26 protein-coding genes and 1 other RNA gene are annotated in these 24,997 nt (G+C 54.7%); 9 read left to right on the forward strand and 18 right to left on the reverse strand.

Annotated features, from left to right (window positions below; all coding sequences use genetic code 11):
* Positions 1-177: 177 nt before the first annotated feature.
* Together UN63_RS03555 and UN63_RS03560 are read right to left on the reverse strand one after the other, a co-directional pair.
* A complete protein-coding gene (locus UN63_RS03555) occupies positions 178-2,676 on the reverse strand; it encodes an ABC transporter permease (RefSeq protein WP_219821060.1) in 2,499 nt (832 codons plus the stop codon).
* Positions 2,667-3,353, reverse strand: coding sequence for an ABC transporter ATP-binding protein (locus tag UN63_RS03560; protein ID WP_104485413.1), 687 nt, complete (start codon positions 3,351-3,353; stop codon positions 2,667-2,669). The genes UN63_RS03555 and UN63_RS03560 overlap by 10 nt, the downstream gene beginning before the upstream one ends.
* Before the next feature lie 777 nt (positions 3,354-4,130).
* Here UN63_RS03560 and UN63_RS03565 point away from each other — a divergent pair.
* Complete coding sequence (locus UN63_RS03565; protein ID WP_229793514.1) at positions 4,131-4,970, forward strand: alpha/beta fold hydrolase; 840 nt, start codon at positions 4,131-4,133, stop codon at positions 4,968-4,970.
* Positions 4,960-5,868: a sensor domain-containing diguanylate cyclase gene (locus tag UN63_RS03570; protein ID WP_104485415.1), complete on the forward strand. Its 909-nt coding sequence runs from the start codon at positions 4,960-4,962 to the stop codon at positions 5,866-5,868. Before UN63_RS03565 ends, UN63_RS03570 begins: the two co-directional genes overlap by 11 nt.
* A 192-nt stretch (positions 5,869-6,060) precedes the next feature.
* On the opposite strand, the gene UN63_RS16925 is transcribed toward UN63_RS03570, so the two are convergent.
* The 4 genes from UN63_RS16925 to UN63_RS03585 all read right to left on the reverse strand — a co-directional run bounded on the left by UN63_RS16925 (position 6,061) and on the right by UN63_RS03585 (position 8,033).
* Entirely contained in the window at positions 6,061-6,342 is a 282-nt protein-coding gene (locus UN63_RS16925) for a hypothetical protein (protein WP_146084710.1), read from the reverse strand.
* Between the two features lie 252 nt (positions 6,343-6,594).
* The gene (locus UN63_RS03575; RefSeq protein ID WP_104485416.1) at positions 6,595-6,972 is read right to left on the reverse strand and encodes an ankyrin repeat domain-containing protein; all 378 of its coding nucleotides are present in this window, start codon (positions 6,970-6,972) and stop codon (positions 6,595-6,597) included.
* 408 nt (positions 6,973-7,380) lie between these two features.
* Positions 7,381-7,605: an amphi-Trp domain-containing protein gene (locus UN63_RS03580; protein WP_104485417.1), complete on the reverse strand. Its 225-nt coding sequence runs from the start codon at positions 7,603-7,605 to the stop codon at positions 7,381-7,383.
* A 179-nt stretch (positions 7,606-7,784) separates the two neighbouring features.
* Complete coding sequence (locus tag UN63_RS03585; RefSeq protein WP_104485529.1) at positions 7,785-8,033, reverse strand: DUF3297 family protein; 249 nt, start codon at positions 8,031-8,033, stop codon at positions 7,785-7,787.
* 649 nt (positions 8,034-8,682) lie between these two features.
* Here UN63_RS03585 and UN63_RS03590 point away from each other — a divergent pair.
* Positions 8,683-9,441 (forward strand): IS4 family transposase, encoded by a 759-nt coding sequence (locus UN63_RS03590; protein WP_104485418.1) that lies wholly within the window; start codon positions 8,683-8,685, stop codon positions 9,439-9,441.
* A 369-nt stretch (positions 9,442-9,810) separates the two neighbouring features.
* On the opposite strand, the gene ffs is transcribed toward UN63_RS03590, so the two are convergent.
* Together ffs and UN63_RS03600 are read right to left on the reverse strand one after the other, a co-directional pair.
* An RNA gene (ffs, locus tag UN63_RS03595) (signal recognition particle sRNA small type) lies at positions 9,811-9,908 on the reverse strand.
* Between the two features lie 160 nt (positions 9,909-10,068).
* Positions 10,069-11,796, reverse strand: a complete 1,728-nt coding sequence (locus UN63_RS03600; RefSeq protein ID WP_104485419.1) for an SLC13 family permease — start codon at positions 11,794-11,796, stop codon at positions 10,069-10,071.
* A 121-nt stretch (positions 11,797-11,917) separates the two neighbouring features.
* Here UN63_RS03600 and cysD point away from each other — a divergent pair, with 121 nt between their 5' ends.
* A complete protein-coding gene (gene cysD / locus UN63_RS03605) occupies positions 11,918-12,817 on the forward strand; it encodes a sulfate adenylyltransferase subunit CysD (protein ID WP_104485420.1) in 900 nt (299 codons plus the stop codon).
* Positions 12,817-14,739, forward strand: a complete 1,923-nt coding sequence (gene cysN / locus UN63_RS03610; RefSeq protein ID WP_104485421.1) for a sulfate adenylyltransferase subunit CysN — start codon at positions 12,817-12,819, stop codon at positions 14,737-14,739. Before cysD ends, cysN begins: the two co-directional genes overlap by 1 nt.
* 249 nt (positions 14,740-14,988) lie before the next feature.
* On the opposite strand, the gene UN63_RS03615 is transcribed toward cysN, so the two are convergent.
* The 5 genes from UN63_RS03615 to prmB all read right to left on the reverse strand — a co-directional run bounded on the left by UN63_RS03615 (position 14,989) and on the right by prmB (position 19,064).
* Positions 14,989-15,285, reverse strand: coding sequence for a YfcL family protein (locus UN63_RS03615; RefSeq protein ID WP_104485422.1), 297 nt, complete (start codon positions 15,283-15,285; stop codon positions 14,989-14,991).
* A complete protein-coding gene (locus UN63_RS03620; RefSeq protein WP_104485423.1) occupies positions 15,286-16,416 on the reverse strand; it encodes an ATP-NAD kinase family protein in 1,131 nt (376 codons plus the stop codon).
* Between the two features lie 15 nt (positions 16,417-16,431).
* Positions 16,432-16,956, reverse strand: coding sequence for an elongation factor P hydroxylase (locus UN63_RS03625; RefSeq protein ID WP_104485424.1), 525 nt, complete (start codon positions 16,954-16,956; stop codon positions 16,432-16,434).
* A gap of 79 nt (positions 16,957-17,035) precedes the next feature.
* Complete coding sequence (gene aroC / locus UN63_RS03630) at positions 17,036-18,121, reverse strand: chorismate synthase (RefSeq protein ID WP_104485425.1); 1,086 nt, start codon at positions 18,119-18,121, stop codon at positions 17,036-17,038.
* 22 nt (positions 18,122-18,143) lie between these two features.
* Complete coding sequence (prmB, locus tag UN63_RS03635; RefSeq protein ID WP_104485426.1) at positions 18,144-19,064, reverse strand: 50S ribosomal protein L3 N(5)-glutamine methyltransferase; 921 nt, start codon at positions 19,062-19,064, stop codon at positions 18,144-18,146.
* A 49-nt stretch (positions 19,065-19,113) separates the two neighbouring features.
* Here prmB and smrB point away from each other — a divergent pair, with 49 nt between their 5' ends.
* Positions 19,114-19,638, forward strand: coding sequence for an endonuclease SmrB (gene smrB / locus UN63_RS03640; protein ID WP_104485427.1), 525 nt, complete (start codon positions 19,114-19,116; stop codon positions 19,636-19,638).
* A gap of 293 nt (positions 19,639-19,931) precedes the next feature.
* On the opposite strand, the gene UN63_RS03645 is transcribed toward smrB, so the two are convergent.
* The 4 genes from UN63_RS03645 to UN63_RS03660 all read right to left on the reverse strand — a co-directional run bounded on the left by UN63_RS03645 (position 19,932) and on the right by UN63_RS03660 (position 21,634).
* The gene (locus UN63_RS03645) at positions 19,932-20,144 is read right to left on the reverse strand and encodes a DUF1107 domain-containing protein (protein WP_104485428.1); all 213 of its coding nucleotides are present in this window, start codon (positions 20,142-20,144) and stop codon (positions 19,932-19,934) included.
* Between the two features lie 45 nt (positions 20,145-20,189).
* Positions 20,190-20,702, reverse strand: coding sequence for a phosphohistidine phosphatase SixA (gene sixA, locus UN63_RS03650; RefSeq protein WP_104485429.1), 513 nt, complete (start codon positions 20,700-20,702; stop codon positions 20,190-20,192).
* Between the two features lie 330 nt (positions 20,703-21,032).
* Positions 21,033-21,167, reverse strand: coding sequence for a TIGR02808 family protein (locus UN63_RS03655; RefSeq protein WP_104485430.1), 135 nt, complete (start codon positions 21,165-21,167; stop codon positions 21,033-21,035).
* A 266-nt stretch (positions 21,168-21,433) separates the two neighbouring features.
* Positions 21,434-21,634 (reverse strand): hypothetical protein, encoded by a 201-nt coding sequence (locus UN63_RS03660; protein WP_104485431.1) that lies wholly within the window; start codon positions 21,632-21,634, stop codon positions 21,434-21,436.
* Positions 21,635-21,936: 302 nt separating this feature from the next.
* On the opposite strand from UN63_RS03660, the gene UN63_RS03665 reads away from it, so the two are divergent.
* Entirely contained in the window at positions 21,937-22,374 is a 438-nt protein-coding gene (locus UN63_RS03665) for a universal stress protein (protein ID WP_181068167.1), read from the forward strand.
* 66 nt (positions 22,375-22,440) lie between these two features.
* On the opposite strand, the gene nfsA is transcribed toward UN63_RS03665, so the two are convergent.
* On the reverse strand, positions 22,441-23,166 hold the full coding sequence (nfsA, locus tag UN63_RS03670) for an oxygen-insensitive NADPH nitroreductase (protein ID WP_104485433.1): 726 nt from the start codon (positions 23,164-23,166) through the stop codon (positions 22,441-22,443).
* Between the two features lie 69 nt (positions 23,167-23,235).
* Between nfsA and UN63_RS03675 the strand changes: the two genes are divergently transcribed.
* Both UN63_RS03675 and UN63_RS03680 read left to right on the forward strand, forming a co-directional pair.
* Positions 23,236-23,904 carry a DUF2982 domain-containing protein gene (locus UN63_RS03675; protein WP_229793512.1) on the forward strand — a complete coding sequence of 223 codons (669 nt, stop codon included), beginning with the start codon at positions 23,236-23,238 and terminating at the stop codon, positions 23,902-23,904.
* A gap of 73 nt (positions 23,905-23,977) precedes the next feature.
* Positions 23,978-24,907, forward strand: a complete 930-nt coding sequence (locus UN63_RS03680) for a LysR family transcriptional regulator (protein WP_104485435.1) — start codon at positions 23,978-23,980, stop codon at positions 24,905-24,907.
* Positions 24,908-24,997: the final 90 nt, after the last annotated feature.

Here is a 24,997-nt window from a genome sequence, read left to right on the forward strand (position 1 = left end):
TGGCGTGAGCATAGCCCTGGCTTGATGCGCCCAGACCGGAAAAGCCGGCTCTGCCGCCATTAACATCCGTACCGTTATCCGCTTCAGGTACAGAAACCGGGCCGCAGGCCCCGAGCAGCAACAGGCATAGCACGGATAAACCTCGACTCAGTGGGCTCTGGTGCCACCGTTTGATCATCAGGTGTCCTCCTCGGCCAGCAGTGACCGGGGCGGCGTGCGCCACAGCTTGAACATCGGCAGACCCGCCGCCAGCAGGGCGACCAGCACGGCGGTGATCAGGGTCAGGCTCATCTCGCCGGGAAAAATGTGCAGCGGCAGCCGCCAACCAAAGGCGGCCACATTGATGCCCCACACCAGACAGGCGGTAATGGCGATACCCAGGGGAATGGCCAGCAGGCCCGTGACCAGGGCGGCACCGGCCAGCTGAGCCAGCTGTATGCCAAGCAGCCGACGCAGTGGCACCCCAATCGCCCACAGTGCTGCCATACGCCGGCGTCGTTCCTGGGCTTGAGCCAGCAGGGTCGCCAGCAGCGCCAACGCCGCCACGGCAAGGGTCAGGGCATTCAACGCCCGGGTGATGGCAAAGGTGCGCTCGAAAATGGCGGTTGCCGTGGCCTTGACCTCGCGCTGGTCTCGCAAACTGTGCGGCGTCAGGTCGAAACGGTCGATCAGCTGCTGGCGTAGCAAACCGGCATCTTCACCAGACTGCATCACAATGCCGATGGAGACCGGCGGCACCTTGAACAACCGCCGTACCTGCGGCGTGGCCAGCACCACCTCGCCCCGCGGGTTGCCGTAATCGGGGTAGATGCCCACCACTGTGACCGATTCGACGCCCCCGGACGTGGCCAAGCTTAGCCGGTCTCCCAATACGATGCCCTCACCCCGGGCCAGCTGCTCGTTGATAAAGGCCTCGCCGTGCTGGAGCGCCTGCCAGGCGGCATCCCGATCACCCAGGGTGGCGAGCAGCGGCCAGTCCGCCATCAGCGTTTGGCCCGGCGTGATGCCAAACACCGGTAGCGGCAGGCCCGGACGACGGGGATCGCCCTTGCCCGTGGTGATTTCGAGCAGCTGCGATTCGGCGTCGGCGGTGATCAGCCGCTCCTTGACCGCATCGTGCCGGGCAAGCCAGGTATCGATATCGGCGAACCGGGCCGCCGGCGGCTTGAAGTAAAGATCCGCCGTCAGCCGCTGATCGAGCCAGTCGAGAAAAGTCAGACGAAAACCGCCGACCATGCTGCTGACGCCCAGGTTGGCAGCAAGCGCAATCAGCAGCGCCATCATGGCCAGCGACAGCCGTGGCAACTGCAGTTGTAAATCGGCCAGGGCCCACTGGGTAAGTGGCCAGCTGCGAGCCAGGCGTGTCAGCCCGCCGAGCGACAAGGACAGTACCAAAGCCAGCAACGGTGGCAGCCACAGGGCAGCGGCCAGGATGATGGCCGCGACCAGGCCGAAACCTGCTCCCAGCCCCTCGCCGCTGGGCCGGGTAACCAGCCATAGCCCGAGCACCAGCGCCGACAGCCCAGCCACCCCGCCCAACCGTGCTTGCACCCGCAGCTGACGCTGAAAACCGGCTCGCCACGCCTGCGCCTGACCGAGCCCCAGCAGACTGATACGGCTTGCCCGCCACAGCACGCCACTGCCGGCAATGAAGAGGCCACCCTGCGTCACCCCAATACCGCCCAGCCAGTAATGCCAGGGCAGGCTGAGCGTGTCGCTGACGTCGGCACCATAAAGGCTTTGCAGCGTGGCGGCTACGTCAGGCAGCAGTGTTTTGGCCAGCCACAACCCGCTTACCAGCCCTGCCAGCGCGCCAAACAGCCCCAGCAGCACAAGCTCCAGTGCCAGCAAGGTAACCAGGGTGCGGCCAGACACGCCAAGGGCACGTAGCGTGCGCAACAGCCCCAGGCGTTGCTCCAGCGCCAGCCCCAGCGCAGCCTGAACGATAAACAAGCCGACAATCAGGGCAAGCATCGCCATGGCCGTCAGGTTGAGATGAAAACTTTGGGTCAGCTCACCGGGGCCCGCCCGGGCATCGGCGCGAACCAGGATGAATCCGTCGGGAGCCGCAGGCAGCGCATCCACGGCGCTGACCAGCGTGGTGATACCATCGCCGCCGCCCAGCAGCCGGGCGGCGATGGCGATATCCATCACCAGGGTATTGGGCGGCAGTTCGGGCACCTCCATCATGGGGGGAAACGGCGTGCCACCGTGCAGTGTTGGCTGAGTACCCAGCTGGGAGCGGGTATCTGGCGCCAGGCGGGTCTGCCAGGGGGGCAAAAGAAAGTCCTGCAGCTGACCCGGCACTCGGGTGCGGGCCAGGGTGCTGTTGCCGGGCAAGGTAAGTGGATCGATACCAATGAGGGTGATTTTCTTGCCGCTGTCGGTAACAAGCTCGCCCTCAAGCAGTGGCGAGACCAGTACACCTGCCCGGCGCAGCTGAATGAAGTCGTCTCGGGTCAGTGCCTGGCCATCCTCACGTTCGAGGCGATCGAAGCCGCTGCCCAGTAGTGCCTCTGCCCGAGCATAGTTGTCTCGCGCCGAGGCATTAATGGCCTGTACACCACTCCATAGCGCCCCCGCAACCCAGAGCCCCAACAGCAGCATGGCCAGCTGACCGGGGTGGCGCCGATAGTGCGATAACAGCGTCGCCAACGCCACCATCATCAAGCGCATGGCAAGCGGCTCTCGGCGGGATCGACCAGCAGCTGGCCACGGCGCAGGGTTAAACGACGATCCAGCGGGGCCGCGACCTTGGGGCTGTGCGTCACCATCAACAGGCTACTGCCGCTTTCGGCAACCAGCTCCAGCAGCAGTGTGAGCACCACTTCGGCGGTGGTTTCATCCAGATTGCCGGTGGGCTCATCGGCCAGCAACAAGGCCGGGCGAGGCGCCAGCGCGCGACCAATGGCCAAACGCTGTTGCTGACCGCCAGACAGCTGCTCGGGATAATGGCGCTCGCGCCCGGCCAGACCCAGTCGCTCCAGCAGCCTGGCCGACCAGGCTGGATCTTCACGCCCCGCCAGCCGGGCCTGCAGGCGCAAATTGTCGGCCACGTTGAGGCTGGCGACCAAATGAAACTGCTGAAACACCAGGCCGATAGTTTCGCGTCTGACGCGCGCCCGGCCGGGTTCATCCAGGCTGGCCAGAGACTGATTACCGATGTATACCTCGCCCTGGTCGGGCAGGTCGAGCCCCGCGGCCAGGTGCAACAGCGTCGACTTGCCGCAGCCCGACTCCCCCATCAGCGCCAGACTTTCACCGGCGCCAAGGTGCAAGTCCACGCCTGACAACACGCTCAGCGGCCCCTGGGGGGTCGTGTAGGTCTTGTAGACCTGGCGAAACTCGAGCATAGCGGACTCCCTGTTTTTTAACGTCACCCTTGTTTTACACCAGAATAGTGGCACAAATTCCCGACCGGCCCCGGCCTGCGCGATGAAGTCAAAAACATAACGCCCGTGGCATCGGCTTAAACTATCGCAGGTATATTTAAGCCATGCCGCTGCTGACTAAACAGTATCAGGGGCAGATACCCAAGGGCGACGTATGATCACTTTTCACTCAACCTGATCAATCCTCGATCGGTCAAGCAGCAAGATGAACGGTTGGCCTTATCTCCTTCGCCACAAGAGAGTAAATAGTAGAAATTTCGACCAGCACATCGCACCGACTGAGCATGGTGAACAAAAGAAAGCTTTGCTATCTGAATGACGATTATTTATTAAAACTAATGGACTGTTCAAATTATAAACGCTGATGCGTCAACCATGGGTCTTCCACCGGCTGGAAATGGGTTTTAAAGGTCTCAATGTGTATAGAATTCTCGCAAAAGGGAGTATAAGATAATAACCAATAGATCTCGCCAACCAGAACTCTTTTTGTTCAAAAAACGTTCGCGACCTCACACTGCTTGATCAATAATCTAATAAAACCAAAATAATATTGAAGTAATAAGTAAAAGGTGTGACAAATGAAACGACATTGGTAAAATAACACTAGCATTCATAATGTTAGGTCTCAGTGATTTTTGTCGATTTAGCTGAACACTGAATGCTCCCTCATATTATGTTTTGAACCTTGTCCTTTTGTTATAACTAGTAATTTAGTGGGGATACCTCAGGTTCTACACCTTGAAATTTAACATTAGAGCTACAACTATGAACTATTGTGATGATGTGTTAAAAAGAAATAATGTTACCGTTTTAGGTGAAGGTAACACCACGTTATTATTAGCACACGGATTTGGCTGCGACCAAAATGTGTGGCGATTTTTATTTCCGTATGTTAAAGATGATTATAAAGTCATTCTGTTTGATTATGTAGGATCCGGCAAGTCTGACATATCGCAGTTTAAGCCCCAAAAATATAATACATTAGAAGGGTATGCCGAAGATATTATTGATATATGCGAAGCATTATCGCTAAATAATGTCACTTTAATTGGTCACTCTGTCAGTAGCATCATAGGTTTATTGGCCTCCATTAAAAAACCAGAACATTTCGCCAAACTGGTCATGGTATGCCCATCACCTTGTTTTTTGAATTATCCTCCTGATTATTTTGGTGGTTTTGATGAAGCTGACCTACATGAATTGTTAAGTTTGATGGATAAAAACTACATTGGTTGGGCTGAATATTTAGCACCTTTAGTGATGGGCGTTAATAATTCAGAAACGCTGATTGGCGAACTTTCAGGTAGTTTCTGCTCTACTGATCCAGTCATTGCCAAAAGCTTTGCCAAAGCGACATTTTTTTCTGATCACAGAGCGAATTTACATCACGCTAAGCACCCAACGTTGATATTTCAAAGTGAAAATGATGCGTTAGCCGCCAAGTCAATTGGCGAATACATACATAACGAAATACCGTGTTCATCACTAGAAGTGATTGAAGCGGAAGGTCATTGTTTACATATGACTCACCCAGAATTAATTTCATCTCTGTTAATAAAATATATTAATGAAAAATAACCTTACCAATATAGATCCTTGTTTTACGCTGGATAATTTACCTTGTGGTGCGTTAGTCACTGATGCTGAGCATGTCATTCTTAATGTGAATGCATACTTTGCTAATGAACTTTATTGGGATATAAACCTCCTTATTGGTCATAAGGTCGAAATAATTTTAACCAAGGCATCTAAAGTTTTTTATCAAAGTTATTTAATGCCTATGTTATTACATGAAAAGAATTGCGAAGAAATACAATTAAGCATTGTAAATGGAAACGGTAAGCGCATCCCTATTACTGTTAACGCAAAGGTGGATGCAAATAAAAAAATTTATTGGAGTTTTTTTACTGCCAGTAATAGAAATAAATTATATGATGAGCTTATTCAAGCTCGTGAGAAATTGGAGTTACAAACTAAAGAGTTAAAAGAGTTGGCATCTATTGATGAGTTAACTGGCCTGCTAAATAGACGAGAAATTAAATCTCGATCAACATTTGTATTATCGCAGTTGACTAGCGACCAACACCCAATATCGATACTAATGATAGATATAGATTTTTTTAAGAGCATTAATGACAACTATGGCCATACAGAAGGAGATAGAGTATTAAAAGAGCTTGGTCGCGTATTAATGAACTGCGGAAGGAAAAGAGATTTAATTTCTCGGTATGGAGGGGAGGAATTTTTAATTTTATTACCTGACACGGACTTAGAGCAGGCAGTGATTTTTGCGAACAGACTACACAATTCCGTAAGTACAATATTAATTGACGGGAAGCCATTAACAATAAGTGTTGGCATTAGTTTATTCGATGAAGAAATGTCTTTTGAGGAAGCTGTAAATGAGGCCGACACTGCGTTGTACAAAGCGAAAGACTTAGGTAGAAATAGAACAGAAGTGTTCTCTTTAGCTTAACCTTCATATCAGCCACCTTTCATAGTATTACCTCAGTATCTAGCTGCAAAATAATAACGCTCACCTTTGAAAAAAACCAAGGCCAGGCCTTACATTTCACACTTTCATCATATTTAATCTCCCCCATTAGAATTCACATTGTTTGGCCATTGCTTTGCTAAGTGTAAAGCCTGATCCCGTTATTTCCCCTGACTATTTTGAGTGTTGCATTGGATTTCGAATATAAGCAGGGATGTTTATTATCTCACTATTATATCTGTCATCTTGCGTTACTGGGGTTGATCTGAAGCTTTGCTCTTGTGATAAGATCTGTTGTAGTTCATCGGAGCTGATGCCAAATATTTTTCCTGCCACCATCAAGCCATTAATATAACTTTTAGCTTGAGCTCGCTCTATAGGTGATTGTTTTACTACAGTGAAATAATCTCTGAATGAAGTTTGAAGGTGGGCTATAAAATTTTGTTTGTTATTCATCTATTTGTTCCCTGTACATTTAAACTACTGGTAATATTATTTGCGATGATAACCGCAGAAAAATGAAAAGCATATGAACGCCATGCTTTCATTTGAACCCACCGAACTCTGCAATACAAGAAATCGGAGGAGATTTTACATTATACAGTTTTAATATAATAACCGCTCCATTCACATTCGTATTGTTTGGTCCTTATCGGTACTGGTTTGGCCAAGTGTAAAATGTAAGGCCTGATCCTATTATTTTTGTGGTTAATAATTTCTGCTTGACACTCCACCAAACTCGGTTAATAAATCTACCATAGCTTCGAGCCTATCTGATACTGCATAGTCCAGTGGTGACCAACCATGAGTATCTGTAACATTAACATCTTCCCCCCTGGAAACAAGATATCTTACATACTCTTGGCGATCATAAGTGACTGCATGAAACAATGACGTTCTGTTTCTGTTATCGCCGTGCTCCATGTCAGCACCCGCTGCTAACAACACCTTGGCTGATTCAAGCTTCCCTTTTCTTCCAGCCCAGATCAAACTGGTTATTTTATTTTTATCCAGGCATTCAACATCAATTCCACTCGCAATCGCCTTCGAAAGCTTATCTACGTTCCCTGTTCGGCAGGCTCGCATGAAATTTTCGATTTCATTACTTAACTCGAATTCCTTGTGTGCTTAACGTCGGTGATAAGCCGCGGCGTCATTGGTCTACTTCATCACATGGCATCTCCGTCCCACCACGACCTCGATAGCAAGTGCGCGCGGCGACCCAGCCGAAGCAAACCGTTCGAAGAGGACCATCCGACGCCGTGTTGTCGAAGTCAAGGCGCTCAATGCCACGACACGAGCACTCCTTGTACCAAGCCCCCATGGCTCCACCCGCCGCGCACTCGTGGTAAAAAAATATCCAGGATATGGCGACTACAAGCAACGGCACACCAAACAGTGCTATCCATTTTTTGTTACGCATGCTGCCTCCGCACGCCCGCCATAAGCGTTTTGGAAAGCTGTCACTCGTTATATTAACTTTTAATGATGAAGTTATTCTAGGGTCCATTTTATCTGAAATTCTATTTCTTCTTCTGAATCTCCTCGCTCGTGCTCAACACTGTACTCGGCACGAACGGGAACATAAATCCTTTCACCGGCTATCTGTATCTCGAATTGTTTACCGCTCTCCAATGCGTCTGCCAAACGTCTCAATTTAGCGACAAACTCAGGTGTGGAATATGCTTTTTCAATATCTCTTTCTTTTTTTGAACTCATTAGATCATTTCCTTTTCTGCCATGTACAACACATCATTGTAGATTAAAAAACATTTTGAGGCACAACATTAAAGCAACATCTGGTTGAGTGACATCAATACATCATGGCACATGCAAAAAAAGAGCCTGAATTTCTCCAGGCCCTCTTTTAGTGACGATAGTAAGTGGTATAAAACCACTTAACTATAAAAGGCTTCAACAGTCCCTTTCAGCGTAATCAGCATCGGTTGTCCGCGACGATCCAGGGCTTTAGGCGACGGAATTTTCACCCAACCTTCACTGATGCAATATTCTTCGACGTCGGAACGCTCTTTGCCGTTAAGTCGAATACCGATGTTGTGCTCGAAAATCTCTGCCACATGGTGTGGGCTGCGGGGGTTAACCGAAAGGCGATCCGGTAAAGCGGGTAGCGAGTTAGTGTCGTTCATGTTCAACCTGAGGTAAATAAATAGTGCGCTATTGTAGACAATATGCGTCTGGCGCTCAAGAACTGTAGCAACTTTCACAAGCCCCATACGAACCCAACTCTTGCAGCCGCCTGGAACAGAATTTTAGATGAGAACAAAGCGGAGTTTATTAGTACCAAGCTCAATAGCATTGTCATGATTTCTTGCAACTAAAGTGATGGGTTTATCTTGTTTTTAATAAGAAAATCACTTTACATATAACGTTTTATTAAATGGCCGGCTTTAGCCCATCCTGAGTGAACAAAGCGAGCGGCTTGAACCTCTTGTTATGTGCTCTTAACTCGTAGCCAATGTTTTTTTATTTTACCTGCCGCTTAATCTTTCCAGCTTTTATAAGCTGATTGAATGAAGTAGTGAAATTAGAAGCTCGGGAAACGAGTCTGGTTGCTGAAGCAGCATCAGCAGTTCATGCCGTTGCCGGGGTTGGAGCTCAGTCAGGTGGCGTTTAAGTTGGGCAAAATCTGTACTTTTCATCTCTCAGTCTCCCACGAGGTGACTGGTTCAAGTATAGCTTTCAACGATTAACTCAAACATAGCCGCCGCTTACCGTGGCTGGAGTGAAACCAAAGCAACTTATCGCCTGCTGGAGCAGGATATCAGCTGGGATACCTTGCTCCAGCCTCATTGGGACAGCACTCTGGCCCGGGCGGCAGAGCACAACACCGTACTGTGTCTGCAAGATACCACCGGGCGCAAGCTCAAGGAGGTCGTCGCGGCGGAGCCGGCATTAGGTGAGGTACGCTTTACCTTGCCCAAGGGGAGAAAACGCCCCTCCAGGTCGGTCACCCTGAGCATCCGTGTCGCCCGGGTGGAGTTGAAACAACAGCAGTTGCCCATCACCGTGGTGATGGCAGAAGAACAGAGCGCCCCAGCGGGGGCAACGCCAGTCAGCTGGATACTGCTCAGTAACATCCAGGTAGAGACGCTATCCGGCGCTCAGGAACTGCTCAACTGGTACCTGTGCTGTTGGGAAATTGAATTATTTTTCAAAACGTTAAAGAGTGGCTGTCGAGTAGAGTCGATGCAACTGCGCAGCCGGGAAAAACTGGAACGGCTGCTGGTAATCAAGATGATTGTCGCTTGGCGAGTGATGTACCTGATGCGGCTCAATCGCGTGGTGCCGGAGCACAGCTGCGAACTGGTTTTTGACCCAGAAGAATGGCGGATAATATACGCTTCGACGTTACGGAAAACGCCGCCTAAAGAGGCCCCGAGCCTAAGAACCCTGCTCCACTTGGTGGCCTCTTACGGTAGTTTTTTAGGGCGTAAGGGAGATGGAGAACCCGGGTTACAAACGCTGTGGCTGGGCCTGGAGCGTTGCCATGATATGGTTCGTGCCATACAAGAGACAAAGGAATTGTTGGGCTGACTTATGGGTAAAGGGATGACCTTGAAGTCTGGCGTGTAGGGCAACCTTTTACCTTCGAAATTATAATAGAAGCCTTCAGGTTGTGCCTCAAACGAAACTATGCCGGGGGAATACTCAAGGTGGAAGCAGGTATCAAATTCAAGAGAGGATTCTACCGTCATTACAGCGTGCATCTTGGCGCTTGCAAAACGGAAGAGGTTTTTTACTCGGGAGTGCTTCAACCGACGCCGATACATAACCAAGCTACCATCTGTAGTTTTACTACTACAAAAATAGTCTATGTCAGCTTATGGGGCAATTTATGTCGGCTTTAACTGGAAATATGTCAGCTTATGGTGCAAGCGACAACATCTGAAAATTGGAGGTGACCGCCGCCAGCCACATCCCGGCACTCAGAGGTTCCTGCTTTGGTTGCTCCCTTCCGGGCCTGGCCAGGTAAACAAGATTCTGATGCGAGAGGACCAACGGGGTCACCATCGAAGAAAGGCCAGTTTAGCAAAGATCTGTTTGATTGCAATAAGCCACTGACTGTTTGCGGATTTATTGCTCAATCAGGAAGATCGTGAGGGGGAAACGGTGCCCGCTTGTTTACATCTCCCCCCTCACACCTTTCCCTTCACTGTTCAATTAAAACGGGAACATAAGCGGCACCAGGGTGATCACCCCCGCCGAATACAGCAGGCTGATCGGCAGCCCCGCCTTCAGGTAATCCACCATGCGATAACGCCCGGGCGAATAGACCATCAGGTGGGTCTGGTAGCCGAACGGGATGATAAAGCAGGCACTGGCGCCAAAGGCCACCGCCATGATAAAGGGCATGGGGTCGGCACCAAAGGCACTGGCGGTAGATAAACCGATGGGAAACACCAGGGCGGCAGCGGCGTTGTTGGTCACCACTTCGGTGAGGATCAGCGTAATCAGGAATACCCCGATAAAGGCACCGTACACCCCATAACCGCTACAGATGCTGCGCACCGCGTCGGCCACCAGTTGTGCCCCGCCCGAGCTTTCCAGCGCCTTGGCCACGGTAAGCGCCGAGCCGATGATCAGCCACAACTCGAACGGAAAGCGTCGGCGCAGCTCGCTGATGGTCAGAATGCGGGTCAGCAGCAGCGCCGCCAGCAATACCAGCAGGCCGTTCAACAGCGGCACCAGCCCGGCCGCCGCCAGGGCAATGACCACGCCAAAGCCGCAAAAGGCCAGCAGGCTCTGGTTTTTGCGCAGCTTGGGTCGCTGCAGGGTGCCGCTCAACACGTGAAAGTTGCTGTCGATGTTGCGCTGATCGGTAAAGTCGGGGCCCACCGCCAGCAAAAGGCTGTCGCCTACCCGCAGCGGAATCTGCCCCAGCTGGCCGGTCAGCCGGCGCCGGCCGCGGCGAATGCCCACCACACCGGCGTTGAACAGGGTGCGAAAGTCCACTTCGCGCAGGGTGCGTTTGGGCAGTTCCGACTCGTTGGCGATCACCACTTCCACCAGGTTGGAGGCCAGCAGCCGATCCGCACCGTGGCCGAACAGCTGCAAACCGGGAAAGCGCTGCAACGCCTGCACCTTTTCCACTTCACCGGTAAAGACCAGCACATCACCCTGCTGCAAGACTTCGTCTGGCGACACCGGGCTTAGCAGCCGTTCATGACGCATTATTTCCAGCAGGAAGAGTCCGTCCAGACTGCGTAGCTGGTTGGCTTCTATGCTGTTGCCGATCAGCGGCGAGTCGGCCATGACCTGAGCTTCCAGAAAGTAGGACTGGGGTGTTTCCTGATCGAGCATCTGGTTTTGCGGCAACAACCGGGCACTGAACAGCAGCCCCAGTATGCACAGCAAGGCCACCGGCAAGCCGACCATGGTGAACTGAAACATGCCCAGCGGCGGCAAGCCGGCGTTGATGACGAAGGAGTTCACCACCAGGTTGGTTGAGGTGCCCACCAGGGTGGTAACGCCGCCCAGAATAGAGGCGTAAGACAGCGGGATCAGTAGTCGAGAAGCCGGAATGTAACGCTGCCGTGAAATCACCCCCAGCAAAGAGCCCACCACGGCGGTGTTGTTGAGAAAGGCGGAAAGAAAGGCGGTCACGCCCATCAGCCGCAGGCTCGCCATCGACTCGCGCCCCTTGAGCAGGGTGTCCGATAGCCGGTCGAGCAGGGGCGAACGCTCCAGCGCCAGCGACACCAGCATCAGCACCAACAGGGTGATCAATGCCGGGTTGGAAAAGCTGGTCAGCAGCGCCTGTTGTTCTGTTACGCCCAGCAGCACATAGCCCACCGCCCAGCCGGTAAACAACACCGCCGGTGACACTCGCCCCTGGATCAGCAGCGCCAGTAAGGCGCCAATTGATGCTAATACCAAATATGCCGACATATATAACCACTCGCTCTTTAGCAGGGCTATCATTGTAACCATATATCAAATAGACTGGATACATAGATCATCTATAACATTTGGTTATTAGTATAATCCATAATTGAGAGCGGTATCACATATGAATCTGACGCATCTGCAACGGCTGGAAGCCGAAAGTATCCACATCATGCGGGAAGTAGTGGCAGAGGCCGACAACCCGGTCATGCTCTATTCCATCGGTAAAGACAGCGCCGTGATGTTGCATCTGGCCATGAAAGCCTTTTACCCTTCCCTTCCGCCCTTTCCGCTGCTGCATGTGGATACCCGCTGGAAGTTTCGCGAAATGTACGAATTCCGCGATCAGATGGTAGAAAAGCTGGGCATGGACTTGCTGGTGCACGTCAACCCCGAGGCTGTAGAGAAGGACATCAACCCCTTCACCCACGGCTCGGCTGTGCATACCGACATTACCAAGACCGAGGGCCTGAAGCAGGCTCTGGACCAGTACGGCTTTGATGCCGCCTTTGGTGGTGCCCGCCGGGATGAAGAAAAATCCCGCGCCAAGGAGCGTATTTTCTCGTTCCGTACCGCTCAGCACCGCTGGGACCCCAAGAACCAGCGCCCGGAGCTGTGGAAGCTGTATAACGCCCGCAAGCAAAAGGGCGAGTCGATTCGGGTGTTCCCGCTGTCCAACTGGACCGAGCTGGATATCTGGCAGTATATCCACCTGGAAAACATTCCCATCGTGCCGCTGTATTACGCAGCCAAGCGCCCGGTGGTGGAACGCGACGGTGCCCTGATCATGGTGGATGACGAGCGCATGCCGCTGAAAGAGGGAGAAGTGCCGATGATGAAGAACGTGCGCTTCCGTACCCTGGGTTGTTATCCGCTGACCGGTGCCGTGGAGTCGGAGGCCGACACCCTGCCCGCCATCATTCAGGAAATGCTGCTCACCAAAACGTCTGAACGTCAGGGCCGCATGATCGACCACGACTCCGCCGCATCCATGGAAAAGAAAAAACAAGAGGGCTACTTCTAATGGCGCACGTATCCGACCTCATCTCCTCCGATATCGAGCAATATCTGCAGGCCCACGAGCACAAGAGTCTGCTGCGTTTCATTACCTGTGGCAGCGTGGACGACGGCAAAAGCACCCTGATCGGGCGTCTGTTGTTCGAGTCCAAGATGCTGTTTGAAGATCAGCTGGCCGCCATGGAGGCCGACTCCAAGAAGTGGGGCACCCAGGGCGACGATATCGACTTTGCCCTGCTGGTCGACGGCCTCGCCGCCGAGCGCGAGCAGGGCATTACCATCGACGTGGCCTATCGCTTTTTCTCTACCGACAAGCGCAAGTTCATCGTGGCCGACACCCCGGGGCACGAGCAGTACACCCGCAACATGGTCACCGGTGCCTCTACCGCCGACGCCGCCATTCTGATGGTCGATGCCCGTAAAGGCATCCTCACCCAGACCCGCCGTCACAGCTACCTGATGTCGCTGCTGGGCATTCGCCAGATTGTGGTGGCCATCAACAAGATGGATCTGGTCGAGTATTCCGAGCAGCGTTTTAACGACATCGTCGAAGAATACGGCCAGTTTGCCGAACAGCTGGGCCTGACCAACATCACCTACATTCCGATGTCGGCGTTCAAGGGCGACAACATCGTTGAGCCCAGCCCCAGAATGACCTGGTACCAGACGGATAAGTACAAGGGCACCACCCTGATGGGCTTTCTGGAAACCGTGGAAGTGGACGACACCCGCATGCAGCGCGCGCCCTTCCGTCTGCCGGTACAGTGGGTCAACCGCCCCAATCTGGACTTCCGTGGCTTCTCCGGCTCGATCACCAGCGGCATGATCAAGCCCGGTGACCGCATTCGGGTTCAGCCCTCGGGCAAGGAAAGCTCGGTCGATCGCATCGTCACCTATAGCGGCGATCTGGAGCAGGCGGTAGCCGGCCAGTCGGTCACCCTGACCCTGAAAGATGAAATCGATATCTCGCGTGGTGATGTGATCTCCATCGCCGACGCGGCGGCCGAAACCGCCGATCAGTTTGAAAGCACTCTGGTGTGGATGCACGACGACGCCCTGCTACCCGGTCGCCCCTATCTGTTGAAGATTGGCACCCAGACCGTGACCGCCAGCGTCACCGACATCAAGTATCAGGTGAACGTCAACACCCTGGAGCACACCGCCGCCAAGCAGCTGGAGCTGAACGGCATCGGCGTCTGTAACCTGAGTCTGGACCGCGCCATCGCCTTCGATGACTACCAGACCAATAAAGACACCGGCGGCTTTATTCTGATCGACCGCCTGAGCAACACCACGGTGGCGGCCGGCATGCTGCACTTTGCCCTGCGCCGCAGCCAGAACATTCACTACCAGCATGTGGACGTGAACAAGGACGCCCGCGCCCAGGCCAAGAGCCAGAAGCCTAGCGTGCTGTGGTTTACCGGCCTGTCCGGTGCCGGCAAGTCGACCATCGCCAACCTGGTGGAGAAAAAGCTGCACGCCCAGGGCCGCCACACCTACCTGCTGGACGGCGACAACGTACGCCACGGTCTGAACAAGGATCTGGGCTTTACCGATGCCGACCGGGTAGAGAACATCCGCCGGGTGGCGGAAGTGTCGAAGCTGATGGTAGATGCGGGACTTATCGTGCTGACCGCCTTTATCTCTCCGTTCCGTGCCGAGCGCCGCATGGCCCGCGAGCAGCTGGAGGACGGCGAGTTCATCGAGGTGTTTGTGGATACCCCGCTGAACGTGGCCGAAGAGCGTGACGTGAAGGGGCTGTACAAGAAGGCCCGAAGCGGCGAGCTGAAAAACTTCACCGGCATCGACTCGGCCTACGAGCAGCCGGAAGCGGCGGAAATCCACCTGGATACCACCCGCCTCAGCGCCGAGGAAGCGGCCGACCAGGTCATAGACGCACTGCGCCAGCGCGGCATTATCACCGCCTGAACGCCCAGCGTTTAACCGTAAGAAAAAAGGAGCCGAAAGGCTCCTTTTGTACGCCTACAGTAACCCCTCCCCAACCCTCCCGAGGCTTCTATCGTCATTCCCGCGCAGGCGGGAATCCAGTGTTCTATCCCTATGCCATGGATCTCCGCCTTCGCGGAGATGACGGCAATAAACCACGGCGCCATGCCTGTGACGCAAAAAGGCCGGATTGCTCCGGCCTTTGGTATAGGGTGTTTTACAGCGCCGCGCTTATTCGGCGGTCGCGACCGTCTGTTCTATCTTGCTGACCAGGTCCGCCCAGAATGACTGCACCAGTTTCTGATCATCATCGTTCAGCTCACCGCTCAAAATGGCCTGGTTGAGGCTGGTGTTGACCCGGGCTTTTACGTCCCGTATGTGGTTTCGGCCGGCTATTTCGCTCTGGGCGACCGACAGGGTGATGTGTCCGCGCAGGTAACCACCGGCAAACAGCTGGTCGTCTGTGGCGGTTGCTATGTTGCCGTCGATTTCTGCCAGCAGCAGCCGTTCAAATTCAAAAATATTCATTTATTGCGCCTCGTCTTCCGGGTTTGCCACCCGCACCAGAACTTCATCATGATAGCCAGTGATCACGCGTATCAGGCCGCCAAGCGCTCGGTCCAGTTCGAAATCATTGGTGTCCACTCGCAACGGGCGGCCTTGCAGCGAATTAAGCTTGGTCTTGGTCGCCAGTAGCCAGATATTGTCGCGCCCCACGGCCTTGATCACCTCGGGGCTCAGCTGTTGATTGCCACGGCCAAAAATATGGCCCTGGCCCCCTATCAGGGTGATCACCAGCTTGCATTTCTTGTCCCTGATTTGTTGATACAGGCCTCTGGCGTCCAGATCCGAAGCCACCAGGCGCTTCTGGTAAACCAGATCCACGCCCAGCAAGGTATTCTCGAGCCCCAACCGTTCCATCACCGCTGCCACTGTGCCGCCGGAGCCCATGATGAAATGGCAGTCGTCGTGTTCTTCCATCCGCTCTATGATGTCGTCGGCGATGTCGGTCAGCACCAATTCGTCGGACTCCACGCCGGATACCTTGACCGCCTGCACGTAGCTCAGGTCACCCGGTATCAGCATTTCGCCGTAACGGCGGGCATGCACCCGGCCTTCGCGAAAGGCGGCTTCGTCGATGTCCATCACGTCCGCTGCCAGCAGGCTGACCGGCTCGCCACGCACCAGCATGGCCAACAGGCGGCCGGTGCCGGCGGGCGTGACACCATAGACGCCGGAGTGAATTTTCACCCCGGCGGGAATGCCCAATACACAGAGGCCTTCGGGTGCGGCGGCGCACACATCCCGTGCGGTGCCGTCGCCGCCGGCGAACAGCAACAAGTCTATGCCTTGCTCCACCAGCGAGGTCACCGCGTTGCGGGTGTCGTTGGCCGTGGTGGGGCTGGCGGGCTGATAACAAACTTCGACGGGCAGGTCCAACTGGCGACAGACGGTTTCACCCATGTCACCGGCTACGGTGAAGAGCATGAATCTGTCTTTGAGGGCCCTCAGTTCGGCCAGCGCCAGCTGGGTGCGCTTCAGCGCCCGGGGTTCGGCCCCCAGCGCCAGCGCCTGTTCGGCCATGCCGTCGCTGCCCTTGAGCGCCACACTGCCGCCCAGCCCCGCCAGGGGATTGATAATCAAGCCAATCTTAAACATCACTGCCCTCTTGTATTAGCTAAAGTCGGCCGCCGTGAGTACCGGGCGCCGGTAATGACGTCGCAATGCCGCCATCAGCGTCTGGGCTCGGGGCGGAAAGCCCTGCTCCAGATAACAGAGCGCCTGTTCCCGTACCTTCGCCTTGAAGGCGTGCCTGTCCGGCTCCACGCTGCCGTTGAGGTTGTCGCAGCTCACGTTGAAGTGAAAACCACAACACAACGACAACGCCCATTCGATGGCCTGGGGTTTGATCTCCACGCCTTCAAACTGCTGCTGCTGTTCGCCATCACGACCGTCCGGGCAATACCAGTAGCCATAGTCCACCTGGGTGCGCCGGGCCTCGCCCGCCAGCAGCCAGTGGGCCACCTCGTGCAGGGCGCTGGCAAAAAAACCATGCGCAAACACAATACGATGATGATCCACCTCGGCGTCTGCCGGCAGATAGATGGGTTCGTCATCACCCCGCTCGAGGCGGGTATTGTACGTGGCTGCAAAGCAGTGGTTAAACAGGGAAATCAGATCCCGGTAGCAAAATGACATAAAAAAGCGGCCCTCGATTCAGGGCCGCCATTTTACCCGGCTACGGGGGGTAAACAAGGGGGAAAATTAACCCTGCCTGTTAACTCAGCTTTGGCGTTCCGGTATGTACCTCGGCGTTCTGGCCTCGGTTGAGCAGCAAGTGGTCCAGCAGCACTATGGCCAGCATCGCCTCGGCGATGGGCACGGCACGAATGCCCACACAGGGGTCGTGACGACCACGGGTCACCAGCTCGGCCGCATCACCGGTAGTGTCGATGGTATTACCCGGCACCATAATGCTGGACGTCGGCTTAAGCGCTATGCTGGCCACGATGTCCTGACCGCTGGAAATACCACCCAGAATGCCGCCCGCATGGTTGCTGGCAAAGCCGTCCGGGTGCAGCTCGTCGCGGTGCTCGGAGCCTTTTTGCTCCACCACCGCAAAGCCGTCACCGATTTCCACGCCCTTGACCGCATTGATGCTCATCAGCGCATGGGCGATGTCGGCATCCAGACGATCGAACACCGGCTCACCCAACCCGACCGGCACACCCTGGGCCACGACCTGAATTTTGGCGCCGATGGAGTTGCCTTCTTTTTTCAGGTCACGCATGTATTGATCCAGCGCGTCCAGCTTGCCTGCATCGGCAAAGAAGAAGGGATTGGTTTCAATCACACTCTTGTCGAACGCCTCGGCCTTGACTGGGCCCAGTTGGGTCAGGTGCCCGAAGATGGACACGCCGTACTTGGCCAGCACCTTCTTGGCGATGGCGCCGGCGGCCACCCGCATCGCGGTTTCCCGCGCCGAAGAACGGCCACCGCCGCGATAGTCGCGAATGCCGTACTTCTGGTGATAGGTGTAATCCGCATGGCCCGGACGGAACAGATCCTTGATGTCGGAATAATCCTTGGAGCGCTGATCAGTATTTTCGATCAGCAGCCCGATGGAGGTGCCCGTGGTCTTGCCTTCAAACACGCCGCTCAGGATCTTGACCTGATCCGCTTCCCGCCGCTGGGTGGTAAAACGGGAGGTACCCGGCTTGCGCCGGTCCAGATCCTGCTGCAAGTCTTCTTCGCTCAGTTCAATGCCCGGCGGTACGCCATCGACCACGGCGCCCAGGGCCAGGCCATGGCTCTCACCGAAAGTTGAAACGCGAAAAAGGGTGCCGATACTGTTCCCTGCCATTAGTGATTTCCTTTATTGATATTTAAAACTGGTCCCGAAAGGGTTCAAGATCGCGACGACTGATCACAAAGACGCCATGGCCACCGTGCTCGAATTCAACCCACAACAGCGGCAGCTGGGGATAGGCCTCTTCCATGTGTATCTGGCTGTTGCCCACTTCCACCACCAGGATGCCGTCTTCGGTGAGAAAGTCGCAGGCCTGGGCCAGCAAACGACGGGTAAAGTCGAGACCATCGCAGCCGGACGCCAGCGCCAGCTCGGGCTCGTGCTGAAATTCTTCCGGCAGGTCGCTCATGTCTTCGGCGTCCACATAGGGTGGATTAGCCACGATCAGGTCGTATTGGTCGCCTTGTGGCAACGCCGAGAACAGGTCCGATTCTATCGGAATGACTTGCTGCTCCAGGCCGTGGTTCTGGATGTTGATTTCCGCCACGTCGAGTGCATCACGACAAATATCCAGCGCGTCCACTTCAGCATCCGGGAAGGCGTGCGCCAGCGCAATGGCGATGCAACCGGAGCCGGTGCACAGGTCCATGATGCGGCGGGGCTCCAGGCTCAGCCAGGGCGCAAAACGACCTTCGATCAGCTCGGCGATGGGTGAGCGCGGGATCAGCACACGTTCGTCCACATGAAACTCGTAACCGGCAAACCAGGCGGTGTGGGTAATATAAGGAGTGGGTATACGCTGCTCGACCCGCATCTTGAGGGCATCAAGCAAGACTTGCCGCTCGCTGGTCAGCAGGCGGGCATCCCGTACCTGTGGCGGGCAGTCCTGGGGCAGATGGAGCAACGGCAGTATCAGCTGCACCGCTTCGTCCCAGGCATTGTCGGTACCGTGGCCATAAAAAAGGCCGGCCTGTTGAAAACGGCTGACGGAAAAACGTAACCAATCGCCTACAGTGTGCAGCTCGATGAGTGCTTCATCATTAAAAAGCGTGTCCAAAACCCCTCCGCCTCGATAAAATGGCTGTTTTTAATAATCGGATACAGACATGCCCCCCACCTCTTACCCCGAAGACGACGAAAAAGCGCTCTTTAAGGCAGCGGTGCAGGGTGTCCGCAAATTGAAGCAGGATACCATAAGTCCGCACCGGGCGCCGGTCAAGGTGAAAGCACAGCGGCAAATGGTACGCAAAGAACGGGCCGAGGCGCATCCTTTTTCCGATGTGTACGAGCCTTATCTGGATCAGGAGGGGCCGACCCGCTATCGCGACCCCGACACCTCGGCCTATGAGCTGAAAAAACTGCGCCGGGGCGACTATGTGCCGGAGTTTTTTCTGGACCTGCATGGTCTGACCCAAGAACAGGCCAAGGAAGAACTATCGGCGCTGCTGGTGGCAGCCCGGCGCCAGCATGTGAAGTGTGTATCCATCATGCACGGTCACGGCAAAAACATTTTAAAGCAGCGGCTGCCGATGTGGCTGGTGCAACACCCCCAGGTGCTGGCCTTTCATCAGGCTACCCGTGGCTGGGGTGGCAACGCCGCCCTGCTGGTGCTGTTGAGAATCGAGATTTAGTGGAACTATCTATCTATTGTCAGACAGCGCCGCGACACCCCCACCCCGCCTCCCCCTGGCGATAACCCGCTGTTATGTCTGTCGGGTCGCAGCCAAGGGGAGGAGCAATTCGACGGTCAATCTGTAAATTAGACGCCGGTTTGCTCCCTCCCCTTTAACTCCGGTTCGTCGGAATAACCGCGGAGTGCAACGCAAGGGGAGGGTTGGGGAGGGGTTACGGTAGACCGACAGCACTCATAGCCCTGTGCGAACTGAAGCTGCAGCGACAGGGCTATTCGAGAGTTAACGTGGGATCACACGGCCTCGGCCGGCGCTTGCATCTTGCCGATAAGCTGGTTGATTTCCTGCACCGTGATGCGGTGCCGTTCATCGGCGTGCTCCGGCATCACCAGTATCCCTTTGGCGTAATTGAAGGCCCCGCGGCCATGAATGTATAACCGTCCACTGAAAAAGGTTTTTACATACTTGGCGATCAACAAAGGCTGATATTTGTTGAATATACGCATCTTGCACCTCTGCTTTGTTTTCTTGTTATCACTCAACTCAAGGTCTTATCCCATAGACCCTAGTGCCTGGCAGTGTTGCTGATAATGAGGACGCACATTATGCGGTCCTTCCAGCCAGTCGAACACCGCCCCCTGCTCTTTACCGAACGACACCCTGGCAATACCCGCTGTCACGAAAATCGGGGCCATGGTGGCCGGGCAAAGACTTTCGACCAGAAAACCGACTATCGGCATGTGGCTGACCACCAACAGGTTGCCCCCGGGATGAAGATCGCCGTACGCTAGCAGCAGGCTGGCCGCAATATCCGCATCGGCGTTGGGCGTGAGTTCATCACAGCTTTCCACCTGGGTACCGACAATATAGTTTGAGAGCTGCTGCCAGGTTTGCCTGGCACGCAGATAAGGACTGACCAGTACACGATCGAACACCGGTACTTGCGGTGCCAACCACTGCGCCATTAAACAGGTTTCATCCCTTCCCTGTACGGTCAACGGCCGTAATGCATCGCTTGATGCTTCCGGTGCCGCCTGCCCGTGGCGCATGATAAAGATATTCATCTCCACCTCACTTTCAGGCGAACCCGCCTTTTTCAACGGCGGGCATCATACCCCTGCATTTTGTTGTGCTCAAGGATCCAGCTCACTCTTTGCTCAAGTTGCAGGAACTCTGCTTTTATTCTTATCCTTAGCTATAACATAAAGAACACAATTACACCGGAAATCGTTCGTTTTTTACGATCTCTGCGAGATTAAGGCGCTTTATTCGGGCTTAAAACGCAGGTGAGTCTAGTGCGGCCTGATGACAATATTATGAAAACAAAGATAAAAAAACTGGCCCCGAGGCCAGTTTGAAAAAATACAGACTAACGCGTGAATATGCAGCAGGCGTCAGCTCCGACGCTTATCCAGCCACATCAGGATCAGACAGGCCCCGACTGATACACCGACAAAGCCCAGCAAAAAAATCAGCGGCATGGCGGTGTAACCCAGAACGTCCCAGACGAGTTTTTCCAGTACGCTCATAAATACTCCTAAAAAATCCCAATAGCTATAGGGTCTGTTGACCTTTCGCGGTTAAATTTTGTTCGAGTAAAACGCGTTTAGCCGAACCCGCAGGGCAGCGCTTGTGGGGTCTTGCTACTGCGTTATCGCTTATTTATGTAGAGTGACTACATGACATAAGCGCTGCCTTGTATCAAGCCCCCACAAACTGCTGCAAAAATCATCTCGAAAGGTCAACAGACCCTAGTCTGTCATATATAGAGAAAACGGCCTTGCGCAAGATCAACTCAGGCCCGCAACAAGCCGTAAGCCATGCCTCGGGCACACACTAACGACCAGCGTCGTCTTGCCATAAACAAAGGGAAAATCGCCGGCCCGAACAGGCAGCCCAGCAAAGCCCAGCGACGAGGCGGCAAGGCACTTTGCAATGCGGCAACGTAAAACAGCCCGCCAAACAAGGGGGCTGCCAGTGTAAGAATAAGGATCATGAATCGACCTCCTGATGGGCAAAGATTAACACAGCTTTTGCCGGCTTGTCAGGAAGGGTAGTAGTAGTGAAACTCGCGAATTCCGCTGCCGCCGATCTCGATAAGTGTCATGCGGAACTTCGATAGTCAGCCGCTGGCCCCGGAGACTCGGGTAAAGAGGATAAACCCGGTGGGCTGGCCCCCGGCTGCTGGCGGCGAGACTGTTCTTGCATTTGATGATGCCAGGGCTAATAGTGATGAATAAAGCAACATCCTGGTTGTAAGACGATGGCATTGATGCCATCGGCTCCAAGGAGGGAACTATGCCTTATCGTAATATTCTGGTTGCTCTGGAGCTGAGCCACAGGGAAAAACCGCTGTTGAAGCGGGCGGTAGAGCTGGCTGAGTGTCATCAGGCCGGGCTGCATATCATTCATGTCGAGCCTGACCTGAGCGGGGTTTATATGGGGAGTCTGAGCCTGGATTTACGTCAGCTCAAAAACAAACTTCGCCTCGAAAGCGGTCATGAAATCATGCAGATGCTCAAGGAGGAGCAACGTAATGCCAGTAGTGTGTCTTTGCCACACGGCGATGTTCGCCAGGCGGTACAGCTGGCAGTAAAAGAAAAACAGGCGGATTTGCTGATTTGCGGTCGCCAGCTTGAACGCCCCTTTCTTGGTCACCTGTTTTCTCACTCGACCGGCTTTCTCGATATCAACGGCTGTGACTTGCTAGTGATCAAGCTATCGGACAATACATGACTTTCAGGGGTGAGGCGTGAGGCATCGCCTCCCCCCCACTCTTCATCCCTTCACCTAACAATGACATCAACGCAAACAAAAGCCCTGGCGGTGCAGAAATTCCAACATGAAAGGACGCGCCTCTTTGGCCAGAGTCTCCCCTATCTGTCCGGTCCAGCTCATGTCCTTGTTACCACCGGTACGAGTGCGGTAATACTGCTGTACCTGCTCGTCATAGGCCTGCATCTGGCCCTCGTCGAAGCGTGCCGGATAGCCGTTTTCACAAAACATCAGGCTGGCCGGCAGTCGGGGCTTGGGCTCGGGATCCTGTGCGGGATACCCGAGGCAGAGTCCGAACAGCGGTATCACACCTTTGGGCAGTTCCAGCAGAGCGCAAAGCTCAAAGGGCTGGTTGCGCACCGCGCCGATGAAGACACCGCCCAGCCCCAGTGACTCCGCCGCCGTCAGGGCATTCTGCCCCATCAGCGCGGTATCGATGGCCCCGATCAGCAGCTGCTCGGCAAAACCGGTTCTGGCCTCGGGCACCCACTGCAAGTGACGATGAAAGTCGGCACAAAAGACCCAGAACTCGGCGGCGCCACCGATGTAAGGCTGGTTACCGCACAGGGCCATCACCTGTGTTCTCAACTCGGGATCCGTCACCCGGATCACCGCCGACGCCTGCAAAAAGCTCGAACTGGAGGCCGCCTGGGCCGATGCCATTATCGCCTCGATCTGGTCGGCACTCAGGGCTTGCTCGGTAAACTTGCGGATAGAACGGTGATGACGCATCACCTCGATGGCGGCTGACATTGTTACCTCTTGCTGTCGGTCTGTGTGTATCATCACCTTAAAGGAATCGCGCACGAAATGGGAGGCAGGGTGCGGGAAACACAACACATAGAGCCCATGTCGCGCCGCAACGGACTGGCGCTGACCCTGGCGGGCCTGGTCGTGATGCTGACGCTGCTGCTGGTCGGCTATTGGCTGGACGAACGCGGCCGGCTGGTGGTGATTTTTCTGTTTATGGCCGGTCTGGTGATGACGGTGCTCGGTATTCTCAAACTGCGCGAGCCGGTGTACAGTTTTTCTCTGAGTGCCGACACCCTGCATTTTCATCACAAAATTGGTGGCTGGAGCCTGCACTGGAGCAATATCATACGGGTGGATCAGCCAAGGCTGCAGAGCGGGCTGGATCTGGTCGACCTGCCCTACATCGGCATCAAGATCCGTGATTACGACGAATTTCTGCCGCTGATGACCCCGCGGCTGGTGGTTCATCTGCTGACCGAACAAAGGCCCCTGCTGGCCATGGCCCTGCGCCATGGCGCCATCAGCCGCCATCATCTGCAAGACTGGTTGGTGGAAGACAGCCACTATCGTTCGGCCGCCGGCCGGGATTATCAGGGGCTGGCCGCCATGCTCGGGCACCGCATGACGCACCTGCGCGAGCTCTATGGCTATGATCTGCTGATACACGAGTCCAATCTGGACCGGGAAGCACCCGAATTTATCGCCCTGCTGCGCCGCTATCTGCAGCCAATCATCTGAGCGGCCGAACCATCAGCAAGCGTAAATACCAACACAAATATCGACACAATTAACAACATAGACAAGACCATTGATGAAACATCTGGATTCGTTTTACCTGTTTATCAAGGTGGTACAGCAAGGGGGCTTTTCCCATGCGGCCAGCCAGCTGGCCATGCCCACCGCCACCCTTAGCCGGCGTATTTCGGCCCTGGAGCAGTCGCTGGGTTGCAAGTTGCTGAGCCGCACCACCCGCAAACTGCAACTGACCGAAGAAGGCCGCCGCTACTATGAACGACTTAACCCGCTGCTGACCGAAATGGAGCAGGTGACAGGCGATATTCAGGGGCAACGCCAGCGCATGAGCGGGCTTATCAAGGTGGCTGCCCCCATCGCCATTTCCAACACCTTCCTGATCGACGGCATTACCGACTTCTGCCTTGAATATCCGGAAATACGCATCGATTTGCTGCAAAGTAACGACTATACCAGCCTGCTGGATACGGATCTGGATGTGGTGTTCTTCAGCGGCGAGCTGCCGGACTCCAGCCTGCGGGCCCGTCGGTTGGGCGAGGTGCACTACGGTCTCTTCGCCTCCCCTCAATATCTGGAACGCGAAGGTATGCCGGAAGAACCGGACGCGCTGGATCAGCACCATATCATCCAGTGCTGGCCGCACCGCAACTGGCAGCTGACCAATGAAGACGGTCGCCGCTTTCATCTGAAACCGGTGGCCCGCTTATCGGTCAACCAGATGCAATCGGCAGTCAAGGTCGCTATTCAGGGGCTGGGAATCGTCAACGTGCCCAAACATTATGTGGCGCATCATGTGGATGCCGGACTGCTGTGCCCTGTGCTACCCGGCTGGCTGGGCGGCAAGCGACCCTTTCATATGGTGTATCACAATCGAGAACTGGCGCCGGTACGGCTCAATACCTTTATCGAATTTATCGATCGGCATATGCGGGAGCGGTTGGCGTCAACCTGGGTCAGACATCGGCAGGGAAAAAGCGAAGAGGAGTAAACGACAGACAAAAAAAATGGGCAGCTTCCCTCTGCCCGATTCCACTAACAAAAGACAATCATCTGTGTTCTGTTAATGACGGTAACATAG

This window comes from Oceanisphaera arctica, from assembly GCF_002936955.1.
GTDB lineage: Bacteria > Pseudomonadota > Gammaproteobacteria > Enterobacterales > Aeromonadaceae > Oceanimonas > Oceanimonas arctica.